This window comes from Bradyrhizobium sp. ERR14 (assembly GCF_014198235.1).
GTDB lineage: Bacteria > Pseudomonadota > Alphaproteobacteria > Rhizobiales > Xanthobacteraceae > Bradyrhizobium.
Window position 1 is genome coordinate 363,680 of sequence record NZ_JACIHD010000005.1, and the last position, 26,704, is coordinate 390,383.

General features: G+C 64.5%; 20 protein-coding genes and 2 pseudogenes. 12 read left to right on the forward strand and 10 right to left on the reverse strand.

Features of this window, described 5'->3' with window-relative positions; genetic code table 11:
- Window positions 1-115: 115 nt before the first annotated feature.
- The 3 genes from GGD62_RS17775 to GGD62_RS17785 form a co-directional block, all read right to left on the reverse strand.
- Window positions 116-703, reverse strand: a complete 588-nt coding sequence (locus tag GGD62_RS17775) for a GNAT family N-acetyltransferase (protein ID WP_018316186.1) — start codon at window positions 701-703, stop codon at window positions 116-118.
- Between the two features lie 129 nt (window positions 704-832).
- The gene (locus tag GGD62_RS17780; RefSeq protein WP_018316185.1) at window positions 833-1,975 is read right to left on the reverse strand and encodes a type III PLP-dependent enzyme; all 1,143 of its coding nucleotides are present in this window, start codon (window positions 1,973-1,975) and stop codon (window positions 833-835) included.
- A 688-nt stretch (window positions 1,976-2,663) separates the two neighbouring features.
- A complete protein-coding gene (locus GGD62_RS17785; protein WP_018316184.1) occupies window positions 2,664-2,918 on the reverse strand; it encodes a hypothetical protein in 255 nt (84 codons plus the stop codon).
- A 137-nt stretch (window positions 2,919-3,055) separates the two neighbouring features.
- Here GGD62_RS17785 and GGD62_RS17790 point away from each other — a divergent pair, with 137 nt between their 5' ends.
- The 3 genes from GGD62_RS17790 to GGD62_RS17800 all read left to right on the forward strand — a co-directional run bounded on the left by GGD62_RS17790 (window position 3,056) and on the right by GGD62_RS17800 (window position 6,848).
- A complete protein-coding gene (locus GGD62_RS17790; protein ID WP_018316183.1) occupies window positions 3,056-5,137 on the forward strand; it encodes a M3 family metallopeptidase in 2,082 nt (693 codons plus the stop codon).
- The gene (locus tag GGD62_RS17795) at window positions 5,137-5,775 is read left to right on the forward strand and encodes a DUF1007 family protein (protein WP_183709212.1); all 639 of its coding nucleotides are present in this window, start codon (window positions 5,137-5,139) and stop codon (window positions 5,773-5,775) included. The genes GGD62_RS17790 and GGD62_RS17795 overlap by 1 nt, the downstream gene beginning before the upstream one ends.
- Window positions 5,776-5,837: 62 nt before the next feature.
- Entirely contained in the window at window positions 5,838-6,848 is a 1,011-nt protein-coding gene (locus GGD62_RS17800; protein WP_409333951.1) for a nickel/cobalt transporter, read from the forward strand.
- 105 nt (window positions 6,849-6,953) lie between these two features.
- Here the strand turns inward: GGD62_RS17800 and GGD62_RS17805 are convergent, their stop codons facing one another.
- The gene (locus GGD62_RS17805; protein WP_018316180.1) at window positions 6,954-7,352 is read right to left on the reverse strand and encodes an MAPEG family protein; all 399 of its coding nucleotides are present in this window, start codon (window positions 7,350-7,352) and stop codon (window positions 6,954-6,956) included.
- A gap of 83 nt (window positions 7,353-7,435) precedes the next feature.
- On the opposite strand from GGD62_RS17805, the gene hemH reads away from it, so the two are divergent.
- From hemH to GGD62_RS17825, 4 genes and pseudogenes are all read left to right on the forward strand, one after another.
- Entirely contained in the window at window positions 7,436-8,473 is a 1,038-nt protein-coding gene (gene hemH / locus GGD62_RS17810; RefSeq protein ID WP_183236635.1) for a ferrochelatase, read from the forward strand.
- A gap of 148 nt (window positions 8,474-8,621) precedes the next feature.
- Window positions 8,622-9,454, forward strand: a pseudogene (locus GGD62_RS17815) (ABC transporter substrate-binding protein).
- A gap of 223 nt (window positions 9,455-9,677) precedes the next feature.
- Window positions 9,678-10,682 carry an SPFH domain-containing protein gene (locus GGD62_RS17820; protein ID WP_018316177.1) on the forward strand — a complete coding sequence of 335 codons (1,005 nt, stop codon included), beginning with the start codon at window positions 9,678-9,680 and terminating at the stop codon, window positions 10,680-10,682.
- Between the two features lie 55 nt (window positions 10,683-10,737).
- Window positions 10,738-11,181 carry an NfeD family protein gene (locus tag GGD62_RS17825; protein ID WP_183709215.1) on the forward strand — a complete coding sequence of 148 codons (444 nt, stop codon included), beginning with the start codon at window positions 10,738-10,740 and terminating at the stop codon, window positions 11,179-11,181.
- A gap of 200 nt (window positions 11,182-11,381) precedes the next feature.
- Here the strand turns inward: GGD62_RS17825 and GGD62_RS17830 are convergent, their stop codons facing one another.
- The gene (locus GGD62_RS17830; protein ID WP_092255516.1) at window positions 11,382-11,702 is read right to left on the reverse strand and encodes a helix-turn-helix domain-containing protein; all 321 of its coding nucleotides are present in this window, start codon (window positions 11,700-11,702) and stop codon (window positions 11,382-11,384) included.
- A gap of 74 nt (window positions 11,703-11,776) precedes the next feature.
- Here GGD62_RS17830 and GGD62_RS17835 point away from each other — a divergent pair.
- Window positions 11,777-12,325, forward strand: a pseudogene (locus tag GGD62_RS17835) (carboxymuconolactone decarboxylase family protein); the annotation flags it as partial.
- Between the two features lie 40 nt (window positions 12,326-12,365).
- Here GGD62_RS17835 and GGD62_RS17840 read toward each other — a convergent pair.
- Window positions 12,366-13,373, reverse strand: a complete 1,008-nt coding sequence (locus GGD62_RS17840) for an SIS domain-containing protein (RefSeq protein WP_179731790.1) — start codon at window positions 13,371-13,373, stop codon at window positions 12,366-12,368.
- A 193-nt stretch (window positions 13,374-13,566) separates the two neighbouring features.
- Here GGD62_RS17840 and GGD62_RS17845 point away from each other — a divergent pair, with 193 nt between their 5' ends.
- From GGD62_RS17845 to GGD62_RS17855, 3 genes are all read left to right on the forward strand, one after another.
- Complete coding sequence (locus GGD62_RS17845; protein ID WP_183709219.1) at window positions 13,567-15,324, forward strand: outer membrane beta-barrel protein; 1,758 nt, start codon at window positions 13,567-13,569, stop codon at window positions 15,322-15,324.
- A 118-nt stretch (window positions 15,325-15,442) separates the two neighbouring features.
- Window positions 15,443-16,573 (forward strand): AAA family ATPase, encoded by a 1,131-nt coding sequence (locus tag GGD62_RS17850; protein ID WP_183709221.1) that lies wholly within the window; start codon window positions 15,443-15,445, stop codon window positions 16,571-16,573.
- Complete coding sequence (locus GGD62_RS17855) at window positions 16,570-17,271, forward strand: DUF4276 family protein (protein ID WP_183709223.1); 702 nt, start codon at window positions 16,570-16,572, stop codon at window positions 17,269-17,271. The genes GGD62_RS17850 and GGD62_RS17855 overlap by 4 nt, the downstream gene beginning before the upstream one ends.
- Before the next feature lie 44 nt (window positions 17,272-17,315).
- Here the strand turns inward: GGD62_RS17855 and GGD62_RS17860 are convergent, their stop codons facing one another.
- The gene (locus GGD62_RS17860; RefSeq protein WP_183709225.1) at window positions 17,316-18,767 is read right to left on the reverse strand and encodes a glutamate synthase subunit beta; all 1,452 of its coding nucleotides are present in this window, start codon (window positions 18,765-18,767) and stop codon (window positions 17,316-17,318) included.
- A gap of 160 nt (window positions 18,768-18,927) precedes the next feature.
- Entirely contained in the window at window positions 18,928-23,661 is a 4,734-nt protein-coding gene (gene gltB, locus GGD62_RS17865) for a glutamate synthase large subunit (RefSeq protein ID WP_018316170.1), read from the reverse strand.
- A 488-nt stretch (window positions 23,662-24,149) separates the two neighbouring features.
- Between gltB and GGD62_RS17870 the strand changes: the two genes are divergently transcribed.
- Complete coding sequence (locus tag GGD62_RS17870) at window positions 24,150-24,941, forward strand: hypothetical protein (RefSeq protein ID WP_183709227.1); 792 nt, start codon at window positions 24,150-24,152, stop codon at window positions 24,939-24,941.
- A gap of 240 nt (window positions 24,942-25,181) precedes the next feature.
- Here GGD62_RS17870 and GGD62_RS17875 read toward each other — a convergent pair whose 3' ends face one another.
- Both GGD62_RS17875 and GGD62_RS17880 read right to left on the reverse strand, forming a co-directional pair.
- A complete protein-coding gene (locus GGD62_RS17875) occupies window positions 25,182-25,946 on the reverse strand; it encodes an alpha/beta fold hydrolase (protein WP_183709229.1) in 765 nt (254 codons plus the stop codon).
- Between the two features lie 284 nt (window positions 25,947-26,230).
- Window positions 26,231-26,692, reverse strand: coding sequence for an Hsp20 family protein (locus GGD62_RS17880; RefSeq protein ID WP_026201620.1), 462 nt, complete (start codon window positions 26,690-26,692; stop codon window positions 26,231-26,233).
- Window positions 26,693-26,704: the final 12 nt, after the last annotated feature.

Below are 26,704 nucleotides of genomic sequence, written 5' to 3' on the forward strand. Positions count from 1 at the left end.
GGGGTTAAAGGGCGTTTCCCGGGCCTGCGCAACCCCGAAAGAGCGGGCGTCAGGACGGGCGCAGCCGGGCGTTGCCGCTTTACGCGGCTTCGGTCGTCGCCATCATGGCAATCCCTCAGGCCGCGTGCGCATGGAGGGCGCGAAGGACCCTCCGTTTGGACAGGGGCGCGCCGGTCGGGACAATCATCCCCTCGGCGCCATCGAGCGCACCCGCCTGGAATTCGATCGCGAGCAGCCGGTCGCGCTCGAACGGGCCGGGCAGCGCCAGCGCGCCGGTCTTCTCGCCCGAGAAGCCGAAGCGGGCATAATAGGGGGCATCGCCGAGCAGGATGACGGCTTCATGCCCGCGCGCCCGGGCGGCGGCCAGCGCTTGATGCATCAGCGCGGCGCCGATCCCGAGCTCGCGGCAGGCAGGGTCAACCGCCAGCGGTCCGAGGACCAGAGCAGGCCTGCCTCCGGCGCTGACGTGCCACAGCCGCACGGTTCCCACGAGCTTGCCCTCGCGCACCGCCGACAGGGCAAGGCCTGTGGCGGGCGCGCGTCCGTCGCGCAGGCGCTGGCAGGTGCGGCCGTGGCGGTTCTCGCCAAAGCAGGCATCGAGCAGCGCTTCACGGGCGGCGACGTCGGCAGCACGCTCCGCGCGGATCACGAACGGAGCGGCTTTCGAGGTGAGGGCGATCTGTGGCTTCCGAAAAGCAGTCATGGCGCGTCAGTCCCCGCTTGAACCGGCGTGCGCACAGCACGCCTGTCCAAGACGTCGTCAGATCGAACTGTCAGGGAGGAGCCGGCAATCCGGCTCCCGGGTTCGTCAGGCCTCAGAGAAAGAGGCGGATCAGATATGGTACGTCCGCAGCGGCGGGATGCCGTTGAACGCCACCGACGAGTAGGTCGACGTATAGGCCCCGGTGCCTTCGATCAGCACCTTGTCGCCGATCTCGAGCGTGACGGGGAGCGGATACGGGCTCTTCTCGTACAGCACGTCGGCGCTGTCGCAGGTCGGACCCGCGAGCACGCACGGCGTCATGTCCGCGCCGTCGTGACGGGTACGGATGGCGTAGCGGATCGACTCGTCCATCGTCTCGGCGAGACCGCCGAACTTGCCGATGTCCAGGTAGACCCAGCGCACCTCGTCCTCGTCGCTCTTCTTCGAGATGAGCACGACCTCGGATTCGATGATGCCGGCGTTGCCCACCATGCCGCGGCCCGGCTCGATGATGGTCTCCGGAATCTGGTTGCCGAAGTGCTTGCGCAGCGCGCGGAAGATCGAGCGGCCGTAGGTCACGACCGGCGGCACGTCCTTCAGGTACTTGGTCGGAAAGCCGCCGCCCATGTTGACCATGGACAGGTTGATGCCGCGCTCGGCGCAGTCGCGGAACACCTGCGAGGCCATCGCCAGCGCACGGTCCCACGCCTTCACCTTGCGTTGCTGCGAGCCGACATGGAACGAGATGCCGCACGGCTCCAAGCCCAGGCGCTTGGCAACGTCGAGCACCTCGACGGCCATTTCCGGGTCGCAGCCGAACTTGCGCGACAACGGCCACTCGGCGCCGGCGCAATCATAGAGGATGCGGCAGAACACCTTCGCGCCGGGTGCGGCACGGGCGACCTTCTCGACCTCGGCGGCGCAATCCACGGCGAAAAGCCGGATGCCGAGCGCGAAGGCGCGCGCGATGTCGCGCTCCTTCTTGATCGTGTTGCCGAAGGAGATGCGGTCGGGCGTCGCACCCGCGGCCAGCGCCATCTCGATCTCGGCGACCGTCGCGGTGTCGAAGCAGGAGCCCATGGATGCCAGCAGCGCGAGCACTTCCGGCGCCGGGTTCGCCTTGACGGCGTAGAACACGCGGCTGTCGGGCAGCGCCTTGGCGAAGGTCTGGTAATTGTCGCGCACGACCTCGAGGTCGACGACGAGGCACGGCTCGGTGTCGAGGCCATCCTTGCGGCGGTTGCGCAGGAATTCCTGGATACGTTCGGTCATAGCACTCTCCAAAGCGGCCCCAGCGACGGAGCTCGTTCAAAGTGGTTCTCGGACGAGGGTGCTACGCCGCTGCCGCACGATGGAGACGCGACAGGGCAAAGACCCCTAGACCGAATTGTGCTGCCGTGGATTGGTTGGGAATTTCCCGCCCGCACACCTGGCAATGAAGGACAAGCCTTTTCAGTAGCCCGCGCCGGCGTTGGAATGCCGGTAGAGACCAAAAAAGCCCGATCCGTCGTTGCTTTAAGTCGCGTCCCCCGTTGAGAGCGGGGTGCGCCGGTTCGCCTCCGGCTGCCAGTCACGGTTGCAAAGAGCGAAGTCACCTTCGACAAGGCATCTCTTTGAGAGAGATGCTGGACGCTCCGGGTTTGCTTCCTCGTCCGACCTTCAGGCCTTGCGACCTTCAGTCTTCCGACTTCCGCACTTCCGAAGAGCCCCTCGGCTTCTTCACCCCTTGGCGGCTGTCCGGCCTCTTGTCCGGATACCTACCGACTGACACACGACCACAGGCACGTGCGAAATTGGGCAAGAGCGCACATAAGCGTTTTGAATCAGCTTCGCAAGAATTTTTTTAGGCTGAGAACAGAATTGCCTAACATCTGCTTGCGCGGTGTTGCGCGAGCGACGCGGAAGATGAACACGCGTTAAGTTTTCTGTGGCAGCGCGCGCGTCTCTCGCGCGCGAAGCGTCAACGGCGCTTCGTGAAGGGCTCGACACGCTGGGCCGCGCGGATGAACGCGGTCATCACGAGCACACCGAGCGCGAACAGCACGGCCTGCAGGATGTGGGTGCCCTGGTCGCCAAGCCCGAACAGGATCGCGAGCGCCCAGCCGCCGGCGAAGGCCGCGCCGAACACCTCCGCGCCGATCAGGATGGCGGCGCTGATGACGGTGATGACGCTTGGCCAGGCGATCTGGCGGGACGAGGAGGAAGGCGCGTTCATGGGCTCAGGGATCCCTAGTCTTCAAGGGCCGCAATCTCCCCGAAAAGGCGGCCGGGAGCAAGGCCAAATGGCCCAAAAAAGCCCTATCGCGTGCTATAGCTGGCCGCAACAATTGAGCCACGAAATCGGGACTTGTGATGTCAGAACCCCGCCAAATTACGGACTCCGAGACCAACCCGCTGCTGAAGGCCTGGGTGACGCCGTTTGCGACCCCGCCGTTCGACGAGATCAAGCCCGAGCACTTCCTGCCGGCCTTCGAGCAGGCCTTCGCCGACCACTCCGCCGAGATCGCGGCGATCACCAACGATCCGGCGGCCGTCGACTTCGCCAACACCATCACGGCGCTGGAGCGCTCGGGCAAGCTGCTGAGCAAGGTCGCGGCCGTGTTCTACGACCTCGTCTCGGCGCATTCCAACCCGGCCATCCTGGAGATCGACAAGGAGGTCTCTCTGCGGATGGCACGGCACTGGAATCCGATCATGATGAACGCCGTGCTGTTCGGCCGCATCGCCCAGCTGCACGAGAACCGCGCCAATCTGGACCTGGCCCCGGAGCAGCTTCGCCTGCTGGAGCGCACCTACACCCGCTTCCACCGCGCCGGCGCCGGCCTCTCCGAGGAGGCCAAGATGCGGATGGCGGAGATCAACGAGCGGCTCGCCCAACTCGGCACCAGCTTCAGCCATCATCTGCTCGGCGACGAGCAGGACTGGGTCATGGAGCTGGGAGAGGCCGACCGCCAGGGCCTGCCGGAGAGCTTCGTCGCCAGCGCCAAGGCTGCGGCAGAAGAGCGCGGCATGGAAGGCAAGGCCATCGTCACGCTGTCGCGCTCCTCGGTCGAACAGTTCCTGAAGAGCTCCGCCCGGCGTGATCTGCGCGAGAAGGTCTACAAGGCTTTCACCGCGCGGGGCGACAACGGCAATGCCAACGACAACAATGGAACCATCGTCGAGGTCCTCAAGCTGCGCGAAGAGAGCGCCAAGCTGCTGGGCTATCCGACCTTCGCCGCTTACCGGCTGGAGGACTCCATGGCCAAGACGCCGGATGCGGTCCGGAGCCTTTTGGAGCGGGTCTGGAAGCCGGCCAGAGCGCGGGCGCTCGCCGACCGCGACGACATGCAGGCGCTGATCACGGAAGAGGGCGGCAATTTCAAGCTCGCTCCCTGGGACTGGCGCTTCTACGCCGAGAAGCTGCGCCTTCAGCGCGCCAATTTCGACGACGCCGCGATCAAGCCGTATCTGTCGCTCGACCAGATGATCGCCGCCGCCTTCGACTGCGCCACGCGCCTGTTCGGTATCACCTTCGAGGAGCGCAAGGACGTTCCGGTCTGGCATCCCGACGTCCGGGTCTGGGAGGTCAAGGGCCCCGACGGCAAGCACAAGGCGCTGTTCTATGGCGACTACTTCGCCCGGCCGTCGAAGCGCTCCGGCGCCTGGATGACCTCGCTGCGCGACCAGCAGAAGCTCGACGGCGATGTTGCGCCGCTGGTTCTCAATATCTGCAATTTCGCCAAGGGCGCCGGCGGCGAGCCTTCGCTGCTGTCGCCCGACGATGCCCGCACCCTATTCCACGAGTTTGGCCACGGCCTGCACGGCATGCTCTCCAACGTGACCTATCCGTCGCTGTCGGGCACCTCCGTGTTCACCGATTTCGTCGAGCTGCCGTCGCAGCTCTACGAGCACTGGCAGGAGCGGCCCGAGGTGCTGCAGAAGTTCGCCCGTCACTACCAGACCGGCGAGCCGCTGCCCGACGAGCTGTTGCAACGGTTCCTGGCCGCGCGAAAATTCAACCAGGGCTTTGCCACGGTCGAATTCGTCTCCTCGGCCCTGGTCGATCTCGAATTCCACACCCAGCCGGCCGAAGCGGCCAGCGACGTCCGCGCCTTCGAAAAGAAGGAGCTGGAGAAGATCGGCATGCCCGAGGAGATCGCGCTGCGTCACCGGCCCACCCAGTTCGGTCACATCTTCACCGGCGACCATTATGCCGCCGGCTATTACAGCTACATGTGGTCGGAGGTGATGGACGCCGACGCCTTCGGCGCCTTCGAGGAGGCCGGCGACATCTTCGATCCCGCCGTCGCCAAGCGTCTGCACGACGACATCTACGCCTCGGGCGGATCGGTCGATCCCGAGGCCGCCTATGAGGCGTTCCGCGGGCGGCCGCCGGAGCCCGACGCGCTGCTGCGGCGGCGCGGGCTGCTCGACGACGCCAAGGCGGCCTGATGGGCATGCGCGCCCTGTTCGGATCGCTGCTTGCCGCCGCGATGACGCTCGCGGCGGGTGCGGCGCGCGCACACCCGCATGTCTGGATCACCGCGACCAGCGAGCTGCTCTACGCGGCCGACGGCTCCATCACCGGCGTCCGCCACGCCTGGACGTTTGATGACATGTTCTCGTCCTATGCGGTGCAGGGGCTCGAGAGCAAGACCACGGGGGCCTATACGCGCGAGGAGCTCGGGCCGCTGGCGCAGACCAACGTCGAGTCGCTCAAGGAATACGCCTACTTCACCTTCGCGCGAGCGGACGGCAAGAAGGAGCGATTCCAGGAGCCGGTCGACTATTTCCTCGACTACAAGGATACGGTCCTGACCCTGCACTTCACGCTGCCGCTGAAGAACCCGGTCAAGTCCAAGCAGCTGGTGCTCGAAGTGTTCGACCGCTCTTTCTTCATCGACTTCCAGATGGCCAAGGAGAGCCCGGTGAAACTGGTGGGCGCGCCCGCCGGCTGCCAGATGAAGCTGGAGCGCCCGAGCGACGGCACCGCGAGCGCGCAGAAGCTCAACGAGCAGACCTTCATGAACGGCGAGAACTCGAATTTCGGCATGATGTTCGCCAACAAGATCACGGTGGATTGCCCTTGATCCGCCGTCTTCGCGCTCCGCTCGCCCGCGGGCTTCTTGTCTGCGCCGCCGTCTTCCTCGTCATGGGCGTGGCTGATGCGGCGCTTCACGATGTCTTCGCGCAAAACCCCTTTGGCGCGCCGCGCCCGGCGCAGGCGGCCCAGCCCGAGGCCAGCGGCCTCATCGGCTGGCTGCTGGCAAAGCAGTCGGAATTCTATCGCCAGATGTCGGCAACCATTCGCGCCGCCAAGTCCGACGGCTCGGCGGTGTGGACGCTGCTGTTCATCTCGTTTGCCTACGGCATCTTCCACGCCGCCGGCCCCGGCCACGGCAAGGCGGTGATCGCCTCCTATCTCGTCGCCAACCGCGAGACCGCGCGGCGCGGCATCGCGCTGTCGTTTGCATCGGCCCTGATGCAGTCGCTGGTCGCGATCCTCATCGTCGGCATCTCCGCCTGGGTGCTGAATGCCACCGCCAGGACCATGTGCAAGGCGGAAGGGGCGATCGAGATCGCGAGTTACGCCCTGATCGCGCTGTTCGGGCTGCGTCTCGTCTGGGTCAAGGGCCGCATTTTCATCCGGGCGCTGCAGGCGGCCCAACCGGTGCCGGCGATCGCCGGCGTGCCGCATCATCACGATCACGGTCATGATCACCATCACCACGGTCATGATCATGCCCACCACGGGCATGACCACGTCCATGACGAGCATTGCGGTCATTCCCATGGTCCCACGCCGAGCGAGCTCGCCGGCCCCGGTGGCTGGCGGCGCGGCTTCGCCGCGATCCTGACCGTCGGCATCCGCCCCTGCTCGGGCGCGATCCTGGTGCTGGTGTTCGCGCTCGCCCAGGGCCTGTTCTGGGCCGGCATCGCCGCCACCTTCCTGATGGGATTAGGCACTGCGATCACGGTCGCGGCCATCGCGGTCGTCGCCGTCTCCGCCAAGGACATCGCCGCCCGCCTCAGCGCAGGGCGCGACGGCGGCGGCGCGCTGTTCATGCGCGGCATCGAATTCGCGGCTGCTGGCGTCGTGCTGCTGTTTGGCGCGGGCCTGTTGTTCGGCTACATCGCAGCCGAGCGGACGACGTGTTTTTAGGCGAAGGTCTCGTAGCCCGGATGGAGCGCAGCGCAATCCGGGACAGTGCCGCCGTGGAAAGACCCCGGATTACGCTTTGCTCCATCCGGGCTACGGTCGCAAACCTCACACCGGCAGAAACCGCTTCAGCGCCGGCATGAAGAAGATCCCGAGATTGATCGCAAAGCCGATGCTCCAGAGGATCGAGCGCAGCGTCGGGCGGTTGCCGAGATAGGTCAGCACATAGGCAAGGCGCACGATGAGGAAGAGGGCCGCGAGCTCGTCGATCAGCCGCTGCGGCGAATCCCTGAATTCGGCGAGCAGCACCGCGAAGGCGAAGAACGGGAAGGTCTCGATGCCGTTCTGGTGCGCGCCGAGCGCGCGCTGCGAGAGTGCGTCCTCGTAGAAGGCGGGGTCGCGTGGCCGGGAATTGTCGAAGCGGCGAAACCTGATCCATTTGATCGAGCCGATCGTCGACAGATAGAGCAGCAGCGCTCCAAAGACGCACCATTCCGCGAGTGTCATCTTTGCCTCCCCTGCCTGGGTGCGACCCTAGCGAAACCGGCCTCATCTTGACAAGTTCGGACCAACGCGCGACCCAACGAGCCATGACCAGTGTCGTCCCCATCGAGGCCGCGAGACCGGCCGCCCAATCCGCCCTGCCGCGCGCTGGCGTGCTCCTGATCAATCTCGGAACGCCCGACACGGCCGATGCGCCGGGCGTGCGGGTGTACCTGAAGGAGTTCCTCTCGGACGCCCGCGTCATCGAGGACCAGGGCCTGGTCTGGAAGTTCGTGCTGAACGGGATCATCCTGCGCAGCCGCCCCCGCACCAAGGCGCTCGACTACCAGAAGATCTGGAACACCGAGAAGAACGAGTCGCCGCTGAAGACCATCACGCGGTCGCAGAGCGACAAGCTGGCGGCCGCCCTGTCGGACCGCGCCCACGTCGTGGTGGACTGGGCGATGCGCTACGGCAATCCCTCGATCAAGTCGGGCATCGACGTACTGATCGCGAAAGGCTGCGAGCGGATCCTGGCGGTCCCGCTCTATCCGCAATATTCCGCCTCGACCTCGGCGACGGTCTGCGACGAAGTGTTCCGCGTGCTCGCCCGTTTGCGTAACCAGCCGACGTTGCGGGTGACGCCGCCTTATTACGAGGACGCGGCCTATATCGAGGCGCTTGCCGTCTCGATCGAGACGCATCTGGCAACGCTGTCCTTCAAGCCGGAACTGATCGTGGCGTCGTTCCACGGCATGCCGAAATCCTATGTCGACAAGGGCGACCCCTATCAGCAGCACTGCATCGCCACCACGGCGGCACTGCGCCGCCGGCTCGGCATGGACGAGACCAAACTGCTGCTGACCTTCCAGTCGCGCTTCGGCAATGCCGAGTGGCTCCAGCCTTACACCGACAAGACCATGGAGCGGCTCGCGAAGGAAGGCGTGCGCCGCCTCGCGGTGGTGACGCCGGGCTTTTCCGCCGACTGCCTGGAGACGCTCGAGGAGATCGCGCAGGAGAACGCCGAGATCTTCAAGCACAATGGTGGCGAGCAGTTTTCTGCGATCCCCTGCCTCAACGACAGCGACCCGGGCATGGACGTGATCCGCACCCTGGTGCTGCGCGAGCTCCAGGGCTGGATCTGATGGGCGCCTCATGAACCGCCGTGAGTGTCTGGCGCTTCTTGGGACCGTCGTCGCGTTGCCGTCCTCGGTGCTGGCGCAGCAACCAGCACGTCGGCTCGGCGTTCTCTCGGTCACGGCTGCCGATGATGCGATCGGCCAGATCCGCAGCATGGTCCTGCTCGAGGCGCTCGCCGGACATGGCCTGAAAGAGCGCGACAACCTCAAGATCGACTGGCGCAGCGGTGGCGGGGACCGCGCGCGCATCGCGCGGCTCGCCGACGAGCTGATCGCGCTCAAGCCCGACGTCCTGCTGGCGGTCGGCACGCCTTCGGTCGAGGAGCTGCGCCAGCGCACCACCACGATCCCGATCGTGTTCGCCGTCGTCACCGATCCCGCAGCCAGGGCTTTGTCGAAAACCTCGCGCATCCCGGCGGCAACGTCACCGGCTTTACCGATTACGACGGCCCGCTGGCCGGCAAATGGCTGGAGATGCTGACGCAGGTCACGCCAAAGGTGTCTCGCGTCTTCGTCGTCTACAATCCCGCCACCGCCCCGTTCGCGCCGCTGATGCTGCGCACGATCGAGGACGCCGCACGGACCCTTCAGGTGACGGTCGAGCCCGCGCCGGTGCATGACGCCGTCTCCATAGCAGCGCTGGCTTCGCTGAGGGACGGCGGCCTTCTGATCCTGCCGGACTTCTTCACCATGGCCAATCGCGGCCAGCTTCTGGCGGCGATCGCGCAGGCGCGCGTGCCGGCGGTGTTCTGGAGCCGCACCTTCGTCGAGGAGGGCGGGCTGATGTCCTACAGCACCGACAGCGCCGAGCAGCTCCGCCGCGCCGCGGACTATATCGACCGCATTCTGAAGGGCGCGCGGCCAGCCGACCTGCCAGTGCAGAACCCCACCAAGTTCGAGCTCGCGGTCAACCTCAAGGCCGCTAGGGAGTGCGGCGTCACACTTCACCCGGGCCTCATCGCCCTCGCGAATGACGTGATCGAATGAAATCGTCTAACGTGCGCTTTCAGATTCGTTAATTTTCGCCGCTAGGTTTCCGCTGCACGCTTTCAAGGTCCCGCCGCAAATACATATCGTGATCCTTCCCCGCCTGGATGACTTGTGCAGAATTAGCCCGATACCGACGTGAATTGCGACCGCTGAACCGGTAGGGTTGCACTCCCGACCAATGACAGCGCGGGAATAGGCATTTTCCTGCCTTGGAGGAGCTATGAGCGGTTTCGACATTTTCGCGATTGTTCTGGTGTTGCTCGTCATCGTCACGCTGGTTGCCGGCGTGAAGACGGTGCCGCAGGGCTATGACTGGACCATCGAGCGGTTCGGCAAATACACCCAGACGCTGAGCCCCGGGCTCAATCTGATCGTGCCCTATTTCGATCGCGTCGGCCGCAAGATCAACATGATGGAGCAGGTGATCGACATCCCCGAGCAGGAGGTCATCACCAAGGACAACGCCACGGTAACGGTGGACGGCGTTGCCTTCTACCAGGTGTTCGACGCCGCGAAGGCGAGCTACGAGGTCGCCAATCTGACCCAGGCGATCACGGTCCTGACCATGACCAACATCCGCTCGGTGATGGGGTCGATGGATCTCGACCAGGTGCTGTCGCACCGCGACGAGATCAACGAGCGCCTGCTGCGCGTCGTCGACGCCGCGGTGTCGCCCTGGGGCGTCAAGGTCAACCGCATCGAGATCAAGGACATCGTGCCGCCAGCCGACCTCGTCGAAGCCATGGGCCGGCAGATGAAGGCCGAGCGCGTCAAGCGCGCCGACATTCTCGCCGCCGAAGGCCAGCGCCAGTCCGAGATTTTGCGCGCCGAGGGCGCCAAGCAGGGCCAGATCCTCCAGGCTGAAGGCCGCCGCGAAGCCGCCTTCCGCGACGCCGAGGCGCGCGAGCGTCTGGCCGAGGCCGAAGCCAAGGCGACGCTGGCGGTGTCGGAAGCGATCGGCAAGGGCGACGTCGCCGCGTTGAACTATTTCATCGCCGACAAATATATCAAGGCGTTCGGCCAGTTCGCGGACGCGCCGAACCAGAAGATCATTATGCTGCCGATGGAAGCAACCTCCATGCTGGGCTCGCTCGCCGGCATCGGCGAGATCGCAAAGGCAACGTTCGGCGAAAGCGCCGCCTCCGCAGCCGCCGCCGCGCGCCGCACCGGCTCGGTGCCGACGACCGGCAGCACGCCGCCGGCGGTGCCGCCGCGGCAGGGATAGTCACCGGAGTATGTCCCTCCGCACGGGGGCATGCACCATGATGGAAGGTCGTGTCATGACCGACATGTTCGTATCGCTCGGCAGCTGGAATTGGCTGATCTTCGGCTTCGTCCTGATGGCGCTGGAGGTGCTGGCGCCGGGCATATTCCTGTTCTGGCTCGGGTTAGCTGCGCTGCTCGTCGGCCTGATCTCGTTCACCGTCGTCCTATCGTGGCAGATCCAGCTCGTGATGTTCGCGGTGTTTGCCGCGGCCGCCGTGCCGATATGGCGCCGCCTTGCGCGGCCGAAGCCGGATGCAAGCGCCAGCCCGTTCCTCAACAAGCGCACCGAGGCGCTGCTGGGGCGCGAGTTCACGCTGGAGAAGCCGATCATCGACGGCAGCGGCACCGTGCGCATCGGCGACACCGTGTGGCGCGTCGCAGGTCCGGATACGCCGGCCGGGACGCGGGTGAAGGTGGTGCAGGTCGACGGTGCGAATCTGACCGTGGCGGCGGCGTAGCCGTCTCTTACCCTCCCCTGGAGGGGGAGGGTCGATCGCGCGTAGCGCGAGCGGGGTGGGGTGATCCTCAACACGGGCGCTGCCGCGGTGGAGAGACCGTCACCCCACCCCGTCTCACATTTCGCTACGCTCCATGTGAGCCGACCCACGGGCGAGCTTCGCTCGTCCCGGACCCCTCCAGGGGAGGGTAAGAAAAAGCGCTACCCCTTCCACCTCTCCGCAAACCGGTGCAGCGGCATGACCATCTCGCACAATTCCCGCCCGAGCGGCGTCAGCCCATAGCCTCCGCCTTCCCCCAGCTCCACGAACCCCGCCTCGCGCAACTCCGTCAGCCGCGCTTGCAGCACGGTCGGTGAGGCCTCGTCGCAGGCAGTGCGCAATGCGCGGGAGGTGAGGGGCTCGCCGCGCAACTCCCACAATATTCGCAGGCTCCAGCGCCGGCCGAGCAGGTCCAGCAGCGCCATGATCGGCCGCCCGGTGCGCGAGCCGCGGACGCTTCCTGATGCTGCCTGTTTTGCCATCGCCCCGCCCCCTTGCGCCGTGCTACAGATAATGTAGCGTATAGCTACAATAAATGTAGCAAAGGAGGCGGCCGATGTCCCAATCCACGCCGCGCATTGCCCCGCTCACCCCGCCTTATCCCCCGGAGATCCAGGCGCAGTTCGACCGCATCATGCGCGGCGCCGCGTCGCTGGTGCTTTTCCGGGTGATGGCAGGCCATGCCCGCGCCTGGGACAAGTTTCGCGCCGGCGGCCTGCTCGATCCCGGCCCGCTCTCCCTGCGCCAGCGCGAAATCGTCATCGACCGCACCTGCGCGCTGAACAGATGCGAGTATGAATGGGGCGTGCATGTCGCGGTTTTCGCCGGGCCGGCGAAGCTCGCCGAAGACGAGGTGCGTGCCACCGTGCAGGGCGATGCGACGTCACCGTGCTGGTCGCCGGCCGAACAGGCGCTGATCGCAGCGGTCGACGCGCTGCATCACCGCGCGACGTTCAGCGACGAAGAGTTCGCCGCGCTCTCCGCGCATTACGACGAGGCGCAGATCCTGGAGATCATGCTGCTGTGCGGCTTCTATCGCACGGTGTCGTATCTGGCGAACGGGCTGCGGCTGCCGCTGGAGGAGAACGCGGCGCGATTTCCGGCGGTGGACTCCCTCGCCCCGCAAGCGGGGAGAGGCGAAGAAATTACGCCACGCCGGCCCTCAGCAGATCGTGCAGATGCACGATGCCCACCACCTTGCCCGCCTCGGTCACGACCAGCGTCGTGATCTTGCTAGTGTTCAGCACTTCGATCATCTCGGTGGCGAGCATGGACGGCGGCACGGTCTTCGGCTGCTTCGTCATGATCTCGTCGACCGACGCCGTCAGCAAATCGGGCCGCATGTGGCGGCGCAGGTCGCCGTCGGTGATGATGCCCGCGACCTCGTTCGCTTCGTTGACGATGCAGACGCAGCCGAGGCCCTTGGCCGACATCTCGACCACGGCCTCCGACATCTTGGTGCCCAGGGGCTTGACCGGAATCTCGGCGCCGGTGCGCATGTAGTCGCGGACGAATTTCAGCATCGCGCCCAGCTTGCCGCCAGGGTGGAAATGCGCGAACTCCAGCGCGGTGAAGCCGCGGCCTTCGAGCAGCGCGATCGCGAGGGCATCGCCGATCGCGGCCTGCATCAGGGTCGAGGTGGTCGGCGCCAGATTGTGCGGGCAGGCCTCGCGCGCCTTCGGCAGCTCGATCACGAGGTCCGCGGCTTGTCCCAGCGAGGACGCCGCGTTCGACGTCACCGCGATCATGGGAATGGCGAACCGCGCCGAGTAGTTCACGAGGTTCTTCATCTCCGGCTGCTCGCCGGACCAGGACAGCGCCATGATGACGTCGTCGGTGGTGATCATGCCGAGGTCTCCATGGCCGGCCTCCGCGGCATGCACGAAGAAGGCCGGCGTGCCGGTCGAGGCCAGCGTCGCCGCGATCTTGCGCCCCATATGGCCCGACTTGCCGAGCCCGGTGACGATGACGCGGCCCTTGGCGTTGCGGATCAGATCGACCGCCTTGGCAAACGTCTCGCCCAGCGGGCCGCGCAGCGCGGCTGCGAGCGCGTTGATGCCGCCGCTCTCCGTCTCCAGCGTGCGGAGCGCGGATTCGACGCTGTCGGGGATGGGGCCGGATGATTGGGTCATCAGCGGTTTCGAACTCGGCATGTTCTGGTCCAGGGAGGAGGGGGCGTTTGCCCGGTCGGCGCCTCATTAGCACGCCGCGGCGGTGGAGGCGACGAGCGCGCCTAAGCCCTCAACCGGTCATTAACCATAATTGTTTTAACTCCATTAACGATGGTTCCCGCCAGCCGGCGGAGGTCACCGTGAAAGTGTTTGATTTCGTTGGAGTTATTCCATCGTGGGGTCGTCTCCAGGCACCGGCCGGAGCAAACGCGCGCAGTTCCTGCGCGCGGCTTTGCCGTGCCTTGTGCCGGGTCTTGCGCTGACGGCCCTCACAAGCGTGCCCGTGGCCGGCCAGAGCCTCACGCCCGATCTGTTCAATCCCAATCGCGGCGGCTTCGCCGCGCCCGAGACGCTGCCGACGCGCCGCACGGCAGGCGTGCCGCAGGCGCCGTCGGATGCGTTGCCGGCACTGCCCGATCCCAGTGCCGATCCGCGCAAACGCCAGCAGACGCCGGCGACCTCGCGCGTCGGTCAGGTCCCGACCTACGGACTGCCCGCCGCCACCGGCGCGAGCGGCTCCGGCTATGATTCGCTCAACCGCAAGCGACAGCAACCAAAACTCTATCCGGGCCAGCCGAAGCCGAAGCGCGCCGCCGGGCCCGGCTCGCCGGTGCCGACCACGGCGCCGCCGCCCTCGACGCTCGGCCTGCCCAGAATCGCGCCGCCGCCATCCGCGTCCGCCAACAAGGCGCCGGTGCCGGCGGCGATGGCGGGCACCGTGCCCGGACAGCCGCTGCGCCGCCGCCTCAAGGCGGATGACGAAGCGTTCGGAGCCGTCGGCGACTATGCCGGCAGCTTCCTGATCAAGGGCGGGCTCGAGCTCTCCACCGGCTACGACACCAATCCGACGCGTCTCAACAAGCCGGTGGGATCGCCAGTCTATGTCGTTGCACCGGATCTTCTGGTGATGTCCGACTGGGAGCGCCACGCGCTGGTCGCTGACCTGCGCGGCTCGTTCTCCGGCTACACCAACAACATGCCGGCGACGATCAACGGTTTTGCCTCGCCTTCGCCGGTCGAGGCCGATCGTCCCGACTTCACCGGCCATGTCGACGGCCGCCTCGACGTCGACCGCGATCTCAAGCTGACCTCGCAGCTGCGCCTGCGGCTCGCCACCGACAATCCCGGCAGCCCGAACGTGCAAGCCGGCCTGCAGAAATATCCGGTTTACGCCGCCTATGGCACCACCGTCGGCTTCGACCAGACCTTCAATCGTTTCCAGGTCGCCGCCGGCGCCACCGTCGATCGCACCGCCTACACGGACTCCAAGCTCACCGACGGCTCGACCTTCAGCAACGGCGATCGCGATTTCAACCAGTATGGCGGCATCGGCCGCTTCTCCTACGACCTCAAGCCGGGCCTGAAGCCATTCGTCGAGATCCAGGGCGACACCCGCGTCCACGACCAGGCCGCCGACCGCAACGGCTATTTCCGCGATTCAAACGGCGGCTACGCCAAGGTCGGCTCGTCCTTCGAATTCTCGCGCATCCTCACCGGCGAAATCTCGGTCGGCTATTCCGCGCGCAACTACACCGACCCGCGCCTCAGCCAGCTCGCAGGGTTTCTGACCACGGGCTCGCTGATCTGGAATGCGAGCGGCCTCACCACGGTGAAATTCTTCACCGACACGCAGATCGCCGAGACCACCATCCCAGGCTCCTCCGGCGTGCTGGTGCGCACCTACTCGGCCGAAGTCGACCACGACTTCCGCCGCTGGCTCACCGCCGTCGGCAAGTTCACCTACGGCACGCTCGACTACCAGGGCCAGAACCGCAACGACAAGACCTACTCGTTCGAGAGCAATTTGATCTACAAGCTCAACCGCAACATCTGGGTCAAGGGCACGCTGCGCCACGACATCCTGGATTCGAACCAGCCGGGCTCGAGCTCGCAGGGGACGGTGGTGATGGTGGGCGTGAGGCTGCAGAATTGAGCAATAATTGCTCGTCGGTGTAGCGCAGGTCGTCTTTTGATTATAGCTTAGTCAACGTTCCCAAGATTGGGGAATAGAGAAGACAGTTCGCAAGTAGATCGAGAACGCAGTCTCATAGATGCCGCTGCAGGAAAAAGTAGACTACATCACAATCAAAGGGTTCAAGAGTATTGCTTCAATCGAGAAGCTTTCTCTGAGCTCTGTCAATATTATTGTTGGAGCGAATGGTTCCGGAAAATCGAACTTCATCGGGGCGTTCTCGTTTCTTCATGCGATCCGAGAGGGTCGTTTGCAGGACTATGTTCGCAGGAGCGGAGGCGCAAATCAGATTTTGCATTTTGGTTCCAAAGCGACGGACAGAATGGAGTTCGCACTTTCCTTCAAAGACGAGACCAATCGATATCGACTTGTCCTCGGGGTTTCAGAAGATGACAGCCTGTTCCCGTCTTATGAACAAGTCGCTTACTGGGACAAATCACGAGGCTATGCGAGCCCCTATACAGAATCACTAAGCCCGCAAAATGCGGGGCGCGAAGCGGGAATAAGTAATCCGCGCTTGGTTCGAATTCCAGGGTGGGTGCAGCATCGGCTTGGATTGTGGCGCTTGTATCATGTGCACGATACGAGTCCGACGTCGCCGATGCGTCAGACAGCAAAGCTTGACGAGAATGACTATCTGCGCCCCGACGGCGCTAATCTCGCGGCATTTTTATATTTGCTGCAGGAAAAATATCCGTCGGAGTATGAGTTGATACGTGGGTCGGTGCAGAGAGTAGCTCCCTTTTTCGATGACTTTCTGCTACGTCCTGACCTGTTGAATGAGCTGACAATTCGATTGGCTTGGAAACACAAGAATTCCGATCAATACTTTAATGCGTCGGCGCTCTCTGACGGTTCGTTGCGCTTCATCTTCCTAGCAACGCTTTTTCTGCAGCCGCAAAAGTTTCTTCCCTCAGTAGTATTGGTAGATGAGCCCGAACTGGGCTTGCATCCCTACGCTATCGGACTTTTGGCTTCTTTGATCCGTCAGGTCTCCACCAGAGCCCAAGTTGTAGTCTCTACTCAGTCACCCCTGCTCCTTGATTATTTTGCTCCGGAGGATGTTCTGGTCGCAAAAAGAGAGGACGGGGGGACGACCTTGGTTCGTTTGGAATCCGAGTCCCTTGAAGAATGGCTTTCGGAATACAGCCTCGGACAACTGTGGGAGAAGAACGAAATCGGAGGGCGTCCTACGCCTGACCGAGTATGAAGCGGCTTCTCGTTCACGTTGAAGGGCAAACAGAGGAAACCTTTGTAAATGAGGTCCTCTATAGCCATCTTTCCACTCACGGATACGCCAATGTCGGCGCTCGACTGATCGGAAATGCACGCCTCCGCGTCAACCGCGGAGGTACAAAGCCTTGGGAATCGGTGAAGCGGGAAATCGTAAGTCATCTAAAGAATGACGGAGCCTGCATTTCAACTCTGATGGTGGACTTCTATGCCCTTCCTGCGAGCGCTCCCGGTGGTTGGCCGGGGAGAGCTGAGGCCAACGCATTGGGGTCGGTGGCTGAAAAGGCAGCAATAGTTCAAAAAAGCCTCCTCACCGAAGTGAAAAACGAAATGGGCGGCGGCTTTGATCAAAGTCGATTTGTACCCTTCGTACTTATGCATGAATTTGAAGCTTTACTATTTAGCGACTGCCCCAAGTTCGCGGAGGGCATAGGGCAGACAAGCCTAGCACCCGAATTTCAATTGATACGCGATGCTTTTGTTTCTCCAGAGGAGATCAACGATTCGCCACAAACCGCCCCTTCTAAGCGTATTGCGAAGCTGTTTCCTCAGTACGAGAAAATACTTCACGGAAATCTGGCGATTCTCAGAATCGGTCTCCAGACGATCAAGGACGAGTGCTCAAACTTTCGCGTGTGGCTTGAGACGCTCGAACAGTTGGGTGCGGCTGCCTAACTAGGCTTAGTCTCACCATCCAATTTGCAAAGGTTTATTGACACCTACCGCGGCAGATCCGTCTTCCCCATCAGGAACGTGTCGATCGACCTTGCACACAGCCGGCCCTCGCGGATCGCCCACACCACCAGCGACTGGCCGCGGCGCATGTCGCCGGCGGTGAAGACGTTCGGGCGGGAGGTCTGGTAGTCCAGCGTGTTGGCCTTGACGTTGCCGCGCGGGTCGAGCTCGACGGCGAGCATCTTGAGCAGGCCTTCGTGCACGGGATGGACGAAACCCATCGCGAGCAGGACGAGCTCGGCCTCCAACTCGAACTCGGTGCCGGCAATCGGCTTGAACTTGTCGTCGACGTGGACGCAGTGCAGCTTCTTGACCTGACCGTTCTCGCCGGAAAACTTCTGGGTCAGCACCGCGTATTCGCGCACGGCGCCTTCGGCCTGGCTGGAGGACGTCCGCATCTTCAGCGGCCAATTCGGCCAGGTCAGGCCCTTGTTCTCGCGCTCGGGCGGAGCGGGCATGATCTCGAGCTGGGTCACCGAGAGCGCGCCCTGGCGCAGCGAGGTGCCGATGCAGTCTGATCCGGTGTCGCCGCCGCCGATGACGACGACGTGCTTGCCGCCGGCCAGGATCTCCTGGACGCCGTTCAGCGGCTCGCTGGCGACGCGGCGGTTCTGCTGCGGCAGGAAGTCCATGGCGTAGTGGATGCCTGACAGCTCGCGGCCGGGAATCGGCAGGTCGCGCGGAGCTTCCGCGCCGCCGGTCAGCGCCACGGCGTCATACTCGTTGAGCATCTCGCGCGGATCGACATTGCCGTCGGAGCCGACATGGCTGTTGTAGTGGAAGGTAACGCCTTCGCCTTCCATCTGCTTGACGCGGCGGTCGATGACGCCCTTCTCCATCTTGAAGTCGGGAATGCCGTAACGCAGCAGGCCGCCGGCCTTGGCGTACTTCTCGAACAGATGCACGTCGTGGCCGGCGCGCGCGAGCTGCTGGGCGCAGGCCATGCCGGCCGGGCCCGAGCCGATCACCGCGACCTTCTTGCCGGTCTTGACCGCAGCGATCTCGGGCTTGAGCCAGCCATTGTCCCAGGCGCGGTCGACGATCGCGCATTCGATGGTCTTGATGGTGACGGGGTTGTCGTCGATGTTGAGCGTGCAGGAGGCTTCACACGGCGCCGGGCAGATGCGGCCGGTGAACTCCGGGAAATTGTTGGTCGAGTGCAGATTGCGCGAGGCTTCTTCCCAATTGCCCTGGTAGACGAGGTCGTTCCAGTCGGGGATCTGGTTGTTGACCGGGCAGCCGGGCGTGCCGGGCGCGACCGAGCCGGTGCCGTGGCAATAGGGAATGCCGCAATTCATGCAGCGCGCGGCCTGGTCGCGCGTTTCCTTCTCGGTCAAGGGAACGACGAACTCGTTGTAATGCTTCACGCGTTCGGCGACCGGGGTGTACTTGCGGTCGTGCCGTTCGATTTCCAGAAAACCCGTGATCTTGCCCATTAAACCCGAAGTCCCTGCCGCTTAAGTTCTTTGTTCTCTCACTCCTCATCCTGAGGAGCGGCGCGCTCTTCGCGCCGCGTCTCGAAGGATAGAGGCCCGGATGGTGGTCTCATGGTTCGAGGCGGCGCTTTCCGCGCCTCCTCACCATGAGGGCTTTCTCTTACGCTCCGATCGCGATTTTCGGCTCGGCGTCCGCGTTGGCGGCCATCTCGCGCAGCGCGCGCCGGTACTCGACCGGCATCACCTTGCGGAATTTGGGCAGCCATTCCTTCCAATTGGCAAGGATGTCGGCGGCGCGCTTGGAGCCGGTGGCTTTCGCATGGCGCGAGATCAGGACGTGCAGCCGCTCGACGTCGGAGGCGAGCAGGTTGTTGAACACGTCGACCCGGCCGTGCGCCTCGAGGTCACCGGAATGGTGATAGGTGCCGGCGTTGATCAGCTCTTCCGACAGCACCGGCTCGAGCTCGACCATCGCCATGTTGCACAGCCTGTCGAAATCGCCGGTCTCGTCGACCACGTAAGCGATGCCGCCGGACATGCCGGCCGCGAAGTTGCGCCCGGTCTTGCCGAGCACGACCACGATGCCGCCGGTCATGTATTCGCAGCAATGATCGCCGGCGCCCTCGACCACGGCGACCGCGCCGGAATTGCGCACGGCAAAGCGTTCGCCGGCGATGCCGCGGAAATAGCACTCGCCCTCGATCGCGCCGTACATCACGGTGTTGCCGACGATGATGCTTTCTTCCGGCACGATGGCGGAGTTCTTCGGCGGCTTGACGATGATCTTGCCGCCCGAGAGACCCTTGCCGACATAGTCGTTGCCTTCACCTTCGAGCTCGAAGGTGACGCCGTGGGCGAGCCAGGCGCCGAAGGCCTGGCCTGCGGTGCCCTTGAGGCTGACATGGATGGTGTCGTGCGGCAGGCCGGCATGGCCGTAGATCTTGGCGACCGCACCGGACAGCATCGCGCCCGCGGAGCGGTTGGTGCTGTTGATCGTGGCCTCGATCTTCACCGGCGCGCCGCGATCGAGCGCAGGCGTTGCCTTCTCGATCAGCGAGCGGTCGAGCACCGCCTCCAGATGGTGGTTCTGGCGCTCGGAGTGATAGATCTTCTGGCCCTTCTCTTCCTTCTGCTTGACGAACAGCTTGGAGAAATCGAGGCCCTTGGCCTTCCAGTGCGCGACCAGTTTGGTCTGGTCGAGCAGCTGAACCTGGCCGACCATCTCGTTGAAGGTGCGGAAGCCGAGCGAAGCCATGATCTCGCGGACTTCCTCCGCAACGAAGAAGAAGTAGTTGATCACGTGCTCGGGCTGGCCGGTGAAACGCTTGCGCAGGACGGGGTCCTGGGTCGCGACGCCGACCGGGCAGGTGTTGAGATGACACTTGCGCATCATGATGCAGCCGGCCGCGATCAACGGGGCGGTGGCGAAGCCGAACTCGTCGGCGCCCAGCAATGCGCCGATCACGACGTCACGCCCGGTGCGGAAGCCGCCGTCGACCTGAACCACGATGCGGCTGCGCAGCCGCTCGCGCACCAGGGTCTGGTGGGTTTCGGCTAGCCCAATCTCCCAGGGCGAGCCGGCATGCTTGATCGAGGTCAGGGGTGAAGCACCAGTGCCGCCTTCGAAGCCCGCGATGGTGACATGGTCGGCGCGCGCCTTGGCGACACCCGCGGCCACCGTGCCGACGCCGATCTCGGAGACGAGCTTGACCGAGACGTCGCCCGTCGGGTTGACGTTCTTGAGGTCGTAGATGAGCTGCGCCAGATCCTCGATCGAGTAGATGTCGTGGTGCGGCGGCGGCGAGATCAGGCCGACGCCCGGCGTCGAGTGCCGGACCTTGGCGATGGTCGCGTCGACCTTGTGGCCGGGCAGCTGGCCGCCTTCGCCGGGCTTGGCGCCCTGCGCCATCTTGATCTGCATCATGTCGGAGTTGACGAGATACTCCGTAGTGACGCCGAAGCGGCCCGAGGCGACCTGCTTGATCGCCGAACGCATGGAATCGCCGTTCGGCATCGGCTTGAAGCGGTCGGCTTCCTCGCCGCCTTCGCCGGTGTTCGACTTGCCGCCGATCCGGTTCATGGCGATGGCGAGCGTGGTGTGCGCCTCGCGCGAGATCGAGCCGAAGCTCATCGCGCCCGTGGCGAAGCGCCTGACGATGTCCTTGGCGGGCTCGACCTGGTCGACCGGGATCGGCTTGCGCTTCTCTTCGTCGGCGTTCTTGATCCGGAACAGGCCGCGCAGCGTCAGAAGCCGCTCCGACTGCTCGTTGAGGATCTTTGCGAAGGCGCGATAGCGCTCCTGCGAATTGCCGCGCGCGGCGTGCTGCAGCAGCGACACCGATTCGGCGGTCCATGCATGGTCCTCGCCGCGGCTGCGATAGGCGTATTCGCCGCCGACGTCGAGCGCGGTCTTGTAGACCTGCGCCTCGCCGAACGCGTCGGCATGACGGCGCACCGCCTCCTCGGCGATCTCGCCAAGGCCGACGCCCTCGACGCGGGTATGCGTGCCCGCGAAGAACTTTGCGACGAAGTCCGCCTTGAGGCCGACCGCGTCAAAAATCTGCGCGCCGCAATAGGACTGGTAGGTCGAGATGCCCATCTTGGACATCACCTTCAAAAGGCCCTTGCCGATCGACTTGATGTAGCGCTTGACGATCTCGTAATCGTCGAGCGAGCCGGGCAGGCGGTCCTTCATCGCGACGATGGTCTCGAACGCGAGATAGGGATTGATCGCCTCGGCGCCATAGCCGGCCAGGCAGGCGAAGTGATGCACTTCGCGCGGCTCGCCGGATTCGACGACGAGACCGACCGAGGTGCGCAGTCCGACGCGGATCAGATGATGATGCACGGCGGCGCAGGCCAGCAGTGCCGGGATCGGCACCCGGTCGGTGCCGACCATGCGGTCGGACAGGATGATGATGTTGACGCCCTCGCGCACCGCGCTTTCGGCGCGCGCGCAGAGCTCGTCGAGCACCTGGTCCATGCCTGCCGCGCCGAGACCGGCGTGGAAGGTGGTGTCCAGCGTGCGCGACTTGAAGTGCGACTCGGCGACGTCCGAGATCGAGCGGATCTTTTCGAGATCCGCGTCGGTCAGGATCGGCTGGCGCGCTTCGAGGCGCTTGGTGGTGGCAAGCCCCTGCAGATCGAACAGGTTGGGCCGCGGTCCGATGATGGAGACGAGGCTCATCACCAGCTCCTCGCGGATCGGGTCGATCGGCGGGTTGGTGACCTGTGCGAAGTTCTGCTTGAAGTAGGTGAATAGCGGCTTGGCCTTGTCCGACAGCGCCGAGATCGGCGTGTCGTTGCCCATCGAGCCCGCGGCTTCCTCACCCGTGGCCGCCATCGGCGTCATCAGGATCGCGATGTCTTCCTGGCTGTAGCCGAACGCCTGCTGGCGATCGAGCAGCGACAAATTGGAGCGCACGCCTGTCGTCGGCACCTTCGGCAGCTCTTCCAGCACAATCTGGGTCCGCTCCAGCCACTCCTTGTAGGGGTGGCTCTTGGCGAGCTCGGCCTTGATCTCGTCGTCCGGGATCAGGCGACCCTGCTCGAGGTCGACCAGCAGCATCTTGCCGGGCTGCAAGCGCCACTTGGTGATGATCTGGTCCTCGGGGATCGTCAGCACGCCCATCTCGGACGCCATCACGATGCGGTCGTCCTTGGTGACGAGATAGCGCGCGGGCCGCAGTCCGTTGCGGTCGAGCGTGGCGCCGATCTGGCGACCGTCGGTGAAGGCGATCGCGGCGGGGCCGTCCCACGGCTCCATCAGCGCGGCATGATATTCGTAGAAGGCGCGGCGCTTCTCGTCCATCAGCGGATTGCCGGCCCACGCCTCCGGAATCATCATCATGACGGCGTGCGGCAGCGAGTAGCCGCCCTGCACCAGGAATTCGAGCGCGTTGTCGAAGCAGGCGGTGTCCGACTGTCCCTCGTAGGAGATCGGCCAGAGCCGGTTGATGTCCTTGCCGTAGAGCTCGGAGCTCACCGAGGCCTGCCGCGCCGCCATCCAGTTGGTGTTGCCGCGCAGCGTGTTGATCTCGCCGTTATGCGCGATCATGCGATAGGGATGCGCCAGCGACCAGGCCGGGAAGGTGTTGGTCGAGAAGCGCTGATGCACCAGCGCGAGCGCGCTCTCGAAATCTGTCTCGTGCAGGTCGGGATAGTACTTGCCGAGCTGGTCGGCGAGGAACATGCCCTTGTAGATCACGGTGCGGCAGGACATCGAGCAGGGGTAATAGCCTGCGAGCCCGCGGTCGCGGCGCTGGTAGATCGCCTGCGAGATCGACTTGCGCAGGATGTAGAGCCGACGCTCGAACTCGTCCTCGGTCTTGGCGGTGCCGTTGCGGCCGATGAACACCTGCATGCAGGCGGGCTCGGTCGGCTTCACGGTGACGCCGAGCGAGGAATTGTCGGTCGGCACGTCGCGCCAGCCGAGCAGGGTCAGGCCCTCCTCCTTGATCTGGTCGGCGATGATGCTCTTGATGACGTTGCGCCAGGCGGTGTCGCGCGGCATGAACAGCGCGCCGATGGCGTATTCGCCGGGTGCGGGCAATGCGAAGCCGAGCTCCTTCGCCTTGCGGCTGAAGAAGGCGTGCGGGATCTGCACCAGGATGCCGGCGCCGTCACCGGCGCGCGGGTCGGCGCCGACGGCACCGCGATGCTCGAGATTGCACAGGATGCTCAGCGCGTCCGCGACGATCTCGTGCGACTTCTTGCCCTTGATATTGGCGATGAAGCCGACGCCGCAGGAATCCTTTTCCAGGCTCGGATCGTAGAGGCCAACGGCTGGCGGGCGCGAATTGTGTTCCTGAATCGGATCGGTCGTTTTCGAGGCGACCGTCGCCGACAGCTCTTCTGCCACGATGTTTGCGCGCTCGAATTGCGACCCGTTCATTGTTCCAATCCTCTCCATGCGGCAAGCTGCCTCACCGCCATCATCGGCGCACCTTGGGCGTTCCGCGGCACCCGCCTCTGGGTCACCGCTCGTCCGCTAGCGAGCCGCATTTTCTTAAATTCAGGCCAAGGCGTTCTTCGTCCCCGAGAGCGGCTTTGCCCGTTGCCTTATGGTGCTCGAAAGCACTTCGTTGCAATTCCAATGCCGGAACCGCAAGCAAAATTGAGACAGTCTTCCTGTCCTAACCATCACCTTGCCAAATTTTTGTCTAGCACACAAGCGTGCGGAAGTCCCGATTCCCGATATGTCAATCAATCGCTTTCCGAAAGTTGCGCGGCCCCGGTTTTGAAGCAACGCGCCCCGATTCGGCCCTGTGGGCGCCGAAATCCCAAATGAAGCTTCGGATCAACCCTTCGAAAGGCGCGCCACGCCGCAAGAAGCGAAAGAGCGCGAGGCATTCGGGGGCCTGACAGGAGCGTGTCGCGACGATGAAGTTTTTCACAGGATGTGTGGCTGCCGCCACGCTGGCGCTCGCCATGAGCGCCGGGCATGGGCAGGTTTTGGCGCAAGTTCCCGCGAACGGTATTGCGAGAGGGGCGATCATCCCGGCGTCGGATTTCGACGGACCCTATGCGCCCCCCGAAGCCGCCCCGCCATCGCTGCCGCGTTACGGCCAAGGCTACGGTTACGGCCAAGGCTACGAAGAGCGCGGTCCGGCGTTGCTGCCGTCGACCGAGGTCTACGCGGTCTTGCGTGAAAACGGCTTCTCGCCGCTCGGCATCCCGCGCCTGCGCGGCAGCGTCTACACCATCGCGGTGATCGACCGTCGCGGTGACGACGGCCGGCTCGTGATCGACGCCCGCGACGGGCGGATCATCCGTTTCATGCCAGCCGCCGACGCCTACGGCATGGCGCCCGCCTATGACGAGCGCGCGGCCTCGCCTTACGGTCCGCAAAGCGCGCTGCCGCCGCCGACCGTGATCCGCGGCGGCCCGCCGCGGCCGCCGGCCTTGATCCCGCACGTGGCGAGCCGCGCCGTGCCGCTGCCGAGGGCCGCCCCGCGACGCGGCGAGACGCCGGTCGCCGTCGCCAAGCCGGCCGAACCTGTGACGCAGCAGGCTCAGGCGCCGCAGGCCCAAGCCCCGCAGCAGACCGCTGCCGCGCAGGCCAGGCCTGCCGAGGCCGCGCCACAAGCCATCGCGCCAACCGTCGGCCAGGCCAAGCCGGCCCCAACGATTCTGCCGACGCAGGAGATGCCTGCCGCGCAGGGGCTGGATTAGCACTGCGAGTTTGACGCGATCGCGCCGGCCACACCCACGACGTCGTCCCTGCGAACGCAGGGACCCATACCGCGTAATCATCGGTGCGGATGAGGTGCGAGGACCGGACCACTGGCCTTCGCCAAACTGCTCCCTGGGGTTATGGGTCCCCGCGTTCGCGGGGACGACATCCGGGGGAGAGTGGGCAAAACAAAAAGCGCCCGAGGATCTCGGGCGCTTTTGCGATGTCGCGGCGAAGCCTCAGCTCCGCGGATACCCCGCCGCTTCCAGGATCAAATTCGCGACCTCCTTCGGATGCGACACCAGCGAGAGATGGCCGGCATCGAGCTCGATCGTGGTTGCGTTCATGCGCTTGGCGAGGAAGCGCTCGAGATCGGGATTGATGGTGTAGTCGTTCTTCGACACCGCGTACCAGCTCGGCTTCGAATGCCACGCCGCTTCCGTGGTGCGGCCGGCGAAGATCGACGCCGCGGTCGGCCATTGCACGGCGTAGAGCTCTTTGGCCTGTTCGGGCTTCACGCCGTTGGCGAAGTACTTCAGGAAGGCCTCTTCCGAAAGCTTGGTGTAGCCGTCGCGCTCGACGATGCCGGCGCGGACGGGGCCGGTTGGAAACTGTTTCGACAGTGCGACGAAATCCTCGTTCGCATCCGGCGCACGGGCGGCGACATAGACGAGCCCGGTCACTTTCGGATCGGTGCCGACCTGGCTGATCACGGTGCCGCCCCAGGAATGCGCGACCAGCACCGTCGGACCATCCTGCTCGGCCAGCGCGCGCTTGGTCGCCTCGACCGAGTCCGCAAGCGACGACAGCGGATTCTGCACCGCGGTCACGTGCAGGCCTGCGGCCTGGAGGATCGGGATCACCTCCGACCAGCTCGAGCCGTCGGCCCAGGCACCGTGCACTAGCACGACGTTTTTCGCCTTCACCGTCGTCTGCGCATGAGCAAGGCTGAGGGGAGCCGCCAGAAGGCTCGCGGCGACAAAAAGGCTGCGCCAGAGTGACATGATCTTTCTCCGTCTTGTTTTGGGTTCGATCTCGAAAGGACGGCACGTGGAGCGTCGGCGTTACGCGCGGTCACCAAGCTGTGACAAGCGTCTGGTCGGGGAGCATCGCGATTGCGCAATCGATGCAGCTATCTCTGGTTTCCCGCGCCTGAACCGGACCAGACTTAGAATGACGACCCGAACCTGTATTTCCATTTCGACCGAAAACAAAAGCCGCGGACTGAGCACGCAAAAAACGCCCCGGGGCACCGGGGCGTTTTCGCAACCTGGAAGTGGCCTATTGCTTAGGCGGCGACCGAGTTCTCGATCACCTGCGCCTTGGGTGCGCTGGTGTTGATCGCGATCTGGCGCGGCTTCTTCGCCTCGGGAATCTCACGGACGAGGTCGACGTGAAGCAGCCCGTTCTCGAGCGAGGCGTCCTTCACCTGCACGAAGTCGGCGAGCTGGAAGGCGCGCTCGAAGGCACGCGCGGCGATGCCGCGGTAGAGCACTTCGGACTTGCTGTTCTCGTTGGCGACTTTCTCGCCCTTGATCGTCAGCGTGTTTTCCTTCGCGACGATGGAGAGCTCATCCCTGGCGAAGCCCGACACCGCAACGGTGATGCGGTAGGCGTTCTCGCCGGTACGCTCGATGTTGTAGGGGGGATAACCGGGGCTGCCGTCCGAGCTGGCCTGGTCGAGCAGGCTGAAGAGGCGGTCGAAGCCGACGGTGGAACGATAGAAGGGGGTGAGATCATAGCTACGCATGGTCAAGTCCTC

What these genes read in the sequence shown, in the direction of transcription:
- GGD62_RS17840 (WP_179731790.1), bottom strand. Translation starts at nt 13,373, where the DNA reads ATGCCGAGTTCGAAACCGCTGATGACCCAATCATCCGGCCCCATCCCC.
- GGD62_RS17860 (WP_183709225.1), bottom strand. Translation starts at nt 18,767, where the DNA reads ATGGGCAAGATCACGGGTTTTCTGGAAATCGAACGGCACGACCGCAAG.
- GGD62_RS17880 (WP_026201620.1), bottom strand. Translation starts at nt 26,692, where the DNA reads ATGCGTAGCTATGATCTCACCCCCTTCTATCGTTCCACCGTCGGCTTC.
- GGD62_RS17825 (WP_183709215.1), top strand. Translation starts at nt 10,738, where the DNA reads ATGACCGACATGTTCGTATCGCTCGGCAGCTGGAATTGGCTGATCTTC.
- GGD62_RS17875 (WP_183709229.1), bottom strand. Translation starts at nt 25,946, where the DNA reads ATGTCACTCTGGCGCAGCCTTTTTGTCGCCGCGAGCCTTCTGGCGGCT.
- GGD62_RS17780 (WP_018316185.1), bottom strand. Translation starts at nt 1,975, where the DNA reads ATGACCGAACGTATCCAGGAATTCCTGCGCAACCGCCGCAAGGATGGC.
- hemH (WP_183236635.1), top strand. Translation starts at nt 7,436, where the DNA reads ATGACCAGTGTCGTCCCCATCGAGGCCGCGAGACCGGCCGCCCAATCC.
- GGD62_RS17775 (WP_018316186.1), bottom strand. Translation starts at nt 703, where the DNA reads ATGACTGCTTTTCGGAAGCCACAGATCGCCCTCACCTCGAAAGCCGCT.
- gltB (WP_018316170.1), bottom strand. Translation starts at nt 23,661, where the DNA reads ATGAACGGGTCGCAATTCGAGCGCGCAAACATCGTGGCAGAAGAGCTG.
- GGD62_RS17820 (WP_018316177.1), top strand. Translation starts at nt 9,678, where the DNA reads ATGAGCGGTTTCGACATTTTCGCGATTGTTCTGGTGTTGCTCGTCATC.
- GGD62_RS17830 (WP_092255516.1), bottom strand. Translation starts at nt 11,702, where the DNA reads ATGGCAAAACAGGCAGCATCAGGAAGCGTCCGCGGCTCGCGCACCGGG.
- GGD62_RS17800 (WP_409333951.1), top strand. Translation starts at nt 5,838, where the DNA reads ATGGGCGTGGCTGATGCGGCGCTTCACGATGTCTTCGCGCAAAACCCC.
- GGD62_RS17785 (WP_018316184.1), bottom strand. Translation starts at nt 2,918, where the DNA reads ATGAACGCGCCTTCCTCCTCGTCCCGCCAGATCGCCTGGCCAAGCGTC.
- GGD62_RS17795 (WP_183709212.1), top strand. Translation starts at nt 5,137, where the DNA reads ATGGGCATGCGCGCCCTGTTCGGATCGCTGCTTGCCGCCGCGATGACG.
- GGD62_RS17790 (WP_018316183.1), top strand. Translation starts at nt 3,056, where the DNA reads ATGTCAGAACCCCGCCAAATTACGGACTCCGAGACCAACCCGCTGCTG.
- GGD62_RS17870 (WP_183709227.1), top strand. Translation starts at nt 24,150, where the DNA reads ATGAAGTTTTTCACAGGATGTGTGGCTGCCGCCACGCTGGCGCTCGCC.
- GGD62_RS17805 (WP_018316180.1), bottom strand. Translation starts at nt 7,352, where the DNA reads ATGACACTCGCGGAATGGTGCGTCTTTGGAGCGCTGCTGCTCTATCTG.
- GGD62_RS17850 (WP_183709221.1), top strand. Translation starts at nt 15,443, where the DNA reads ATGCCGCTGCAGGAAAAAGTAGACTACATCACAATCAAAGGGTTCAAG.
- GGD62_RS17855 (WP_183709223.1), top strand. Translation starts at nt 16,570, where the DNA reads ATGAAGCGGCTTCTCGTTCACGTTGAAGGGCAAACAGAGGAAACCTTT.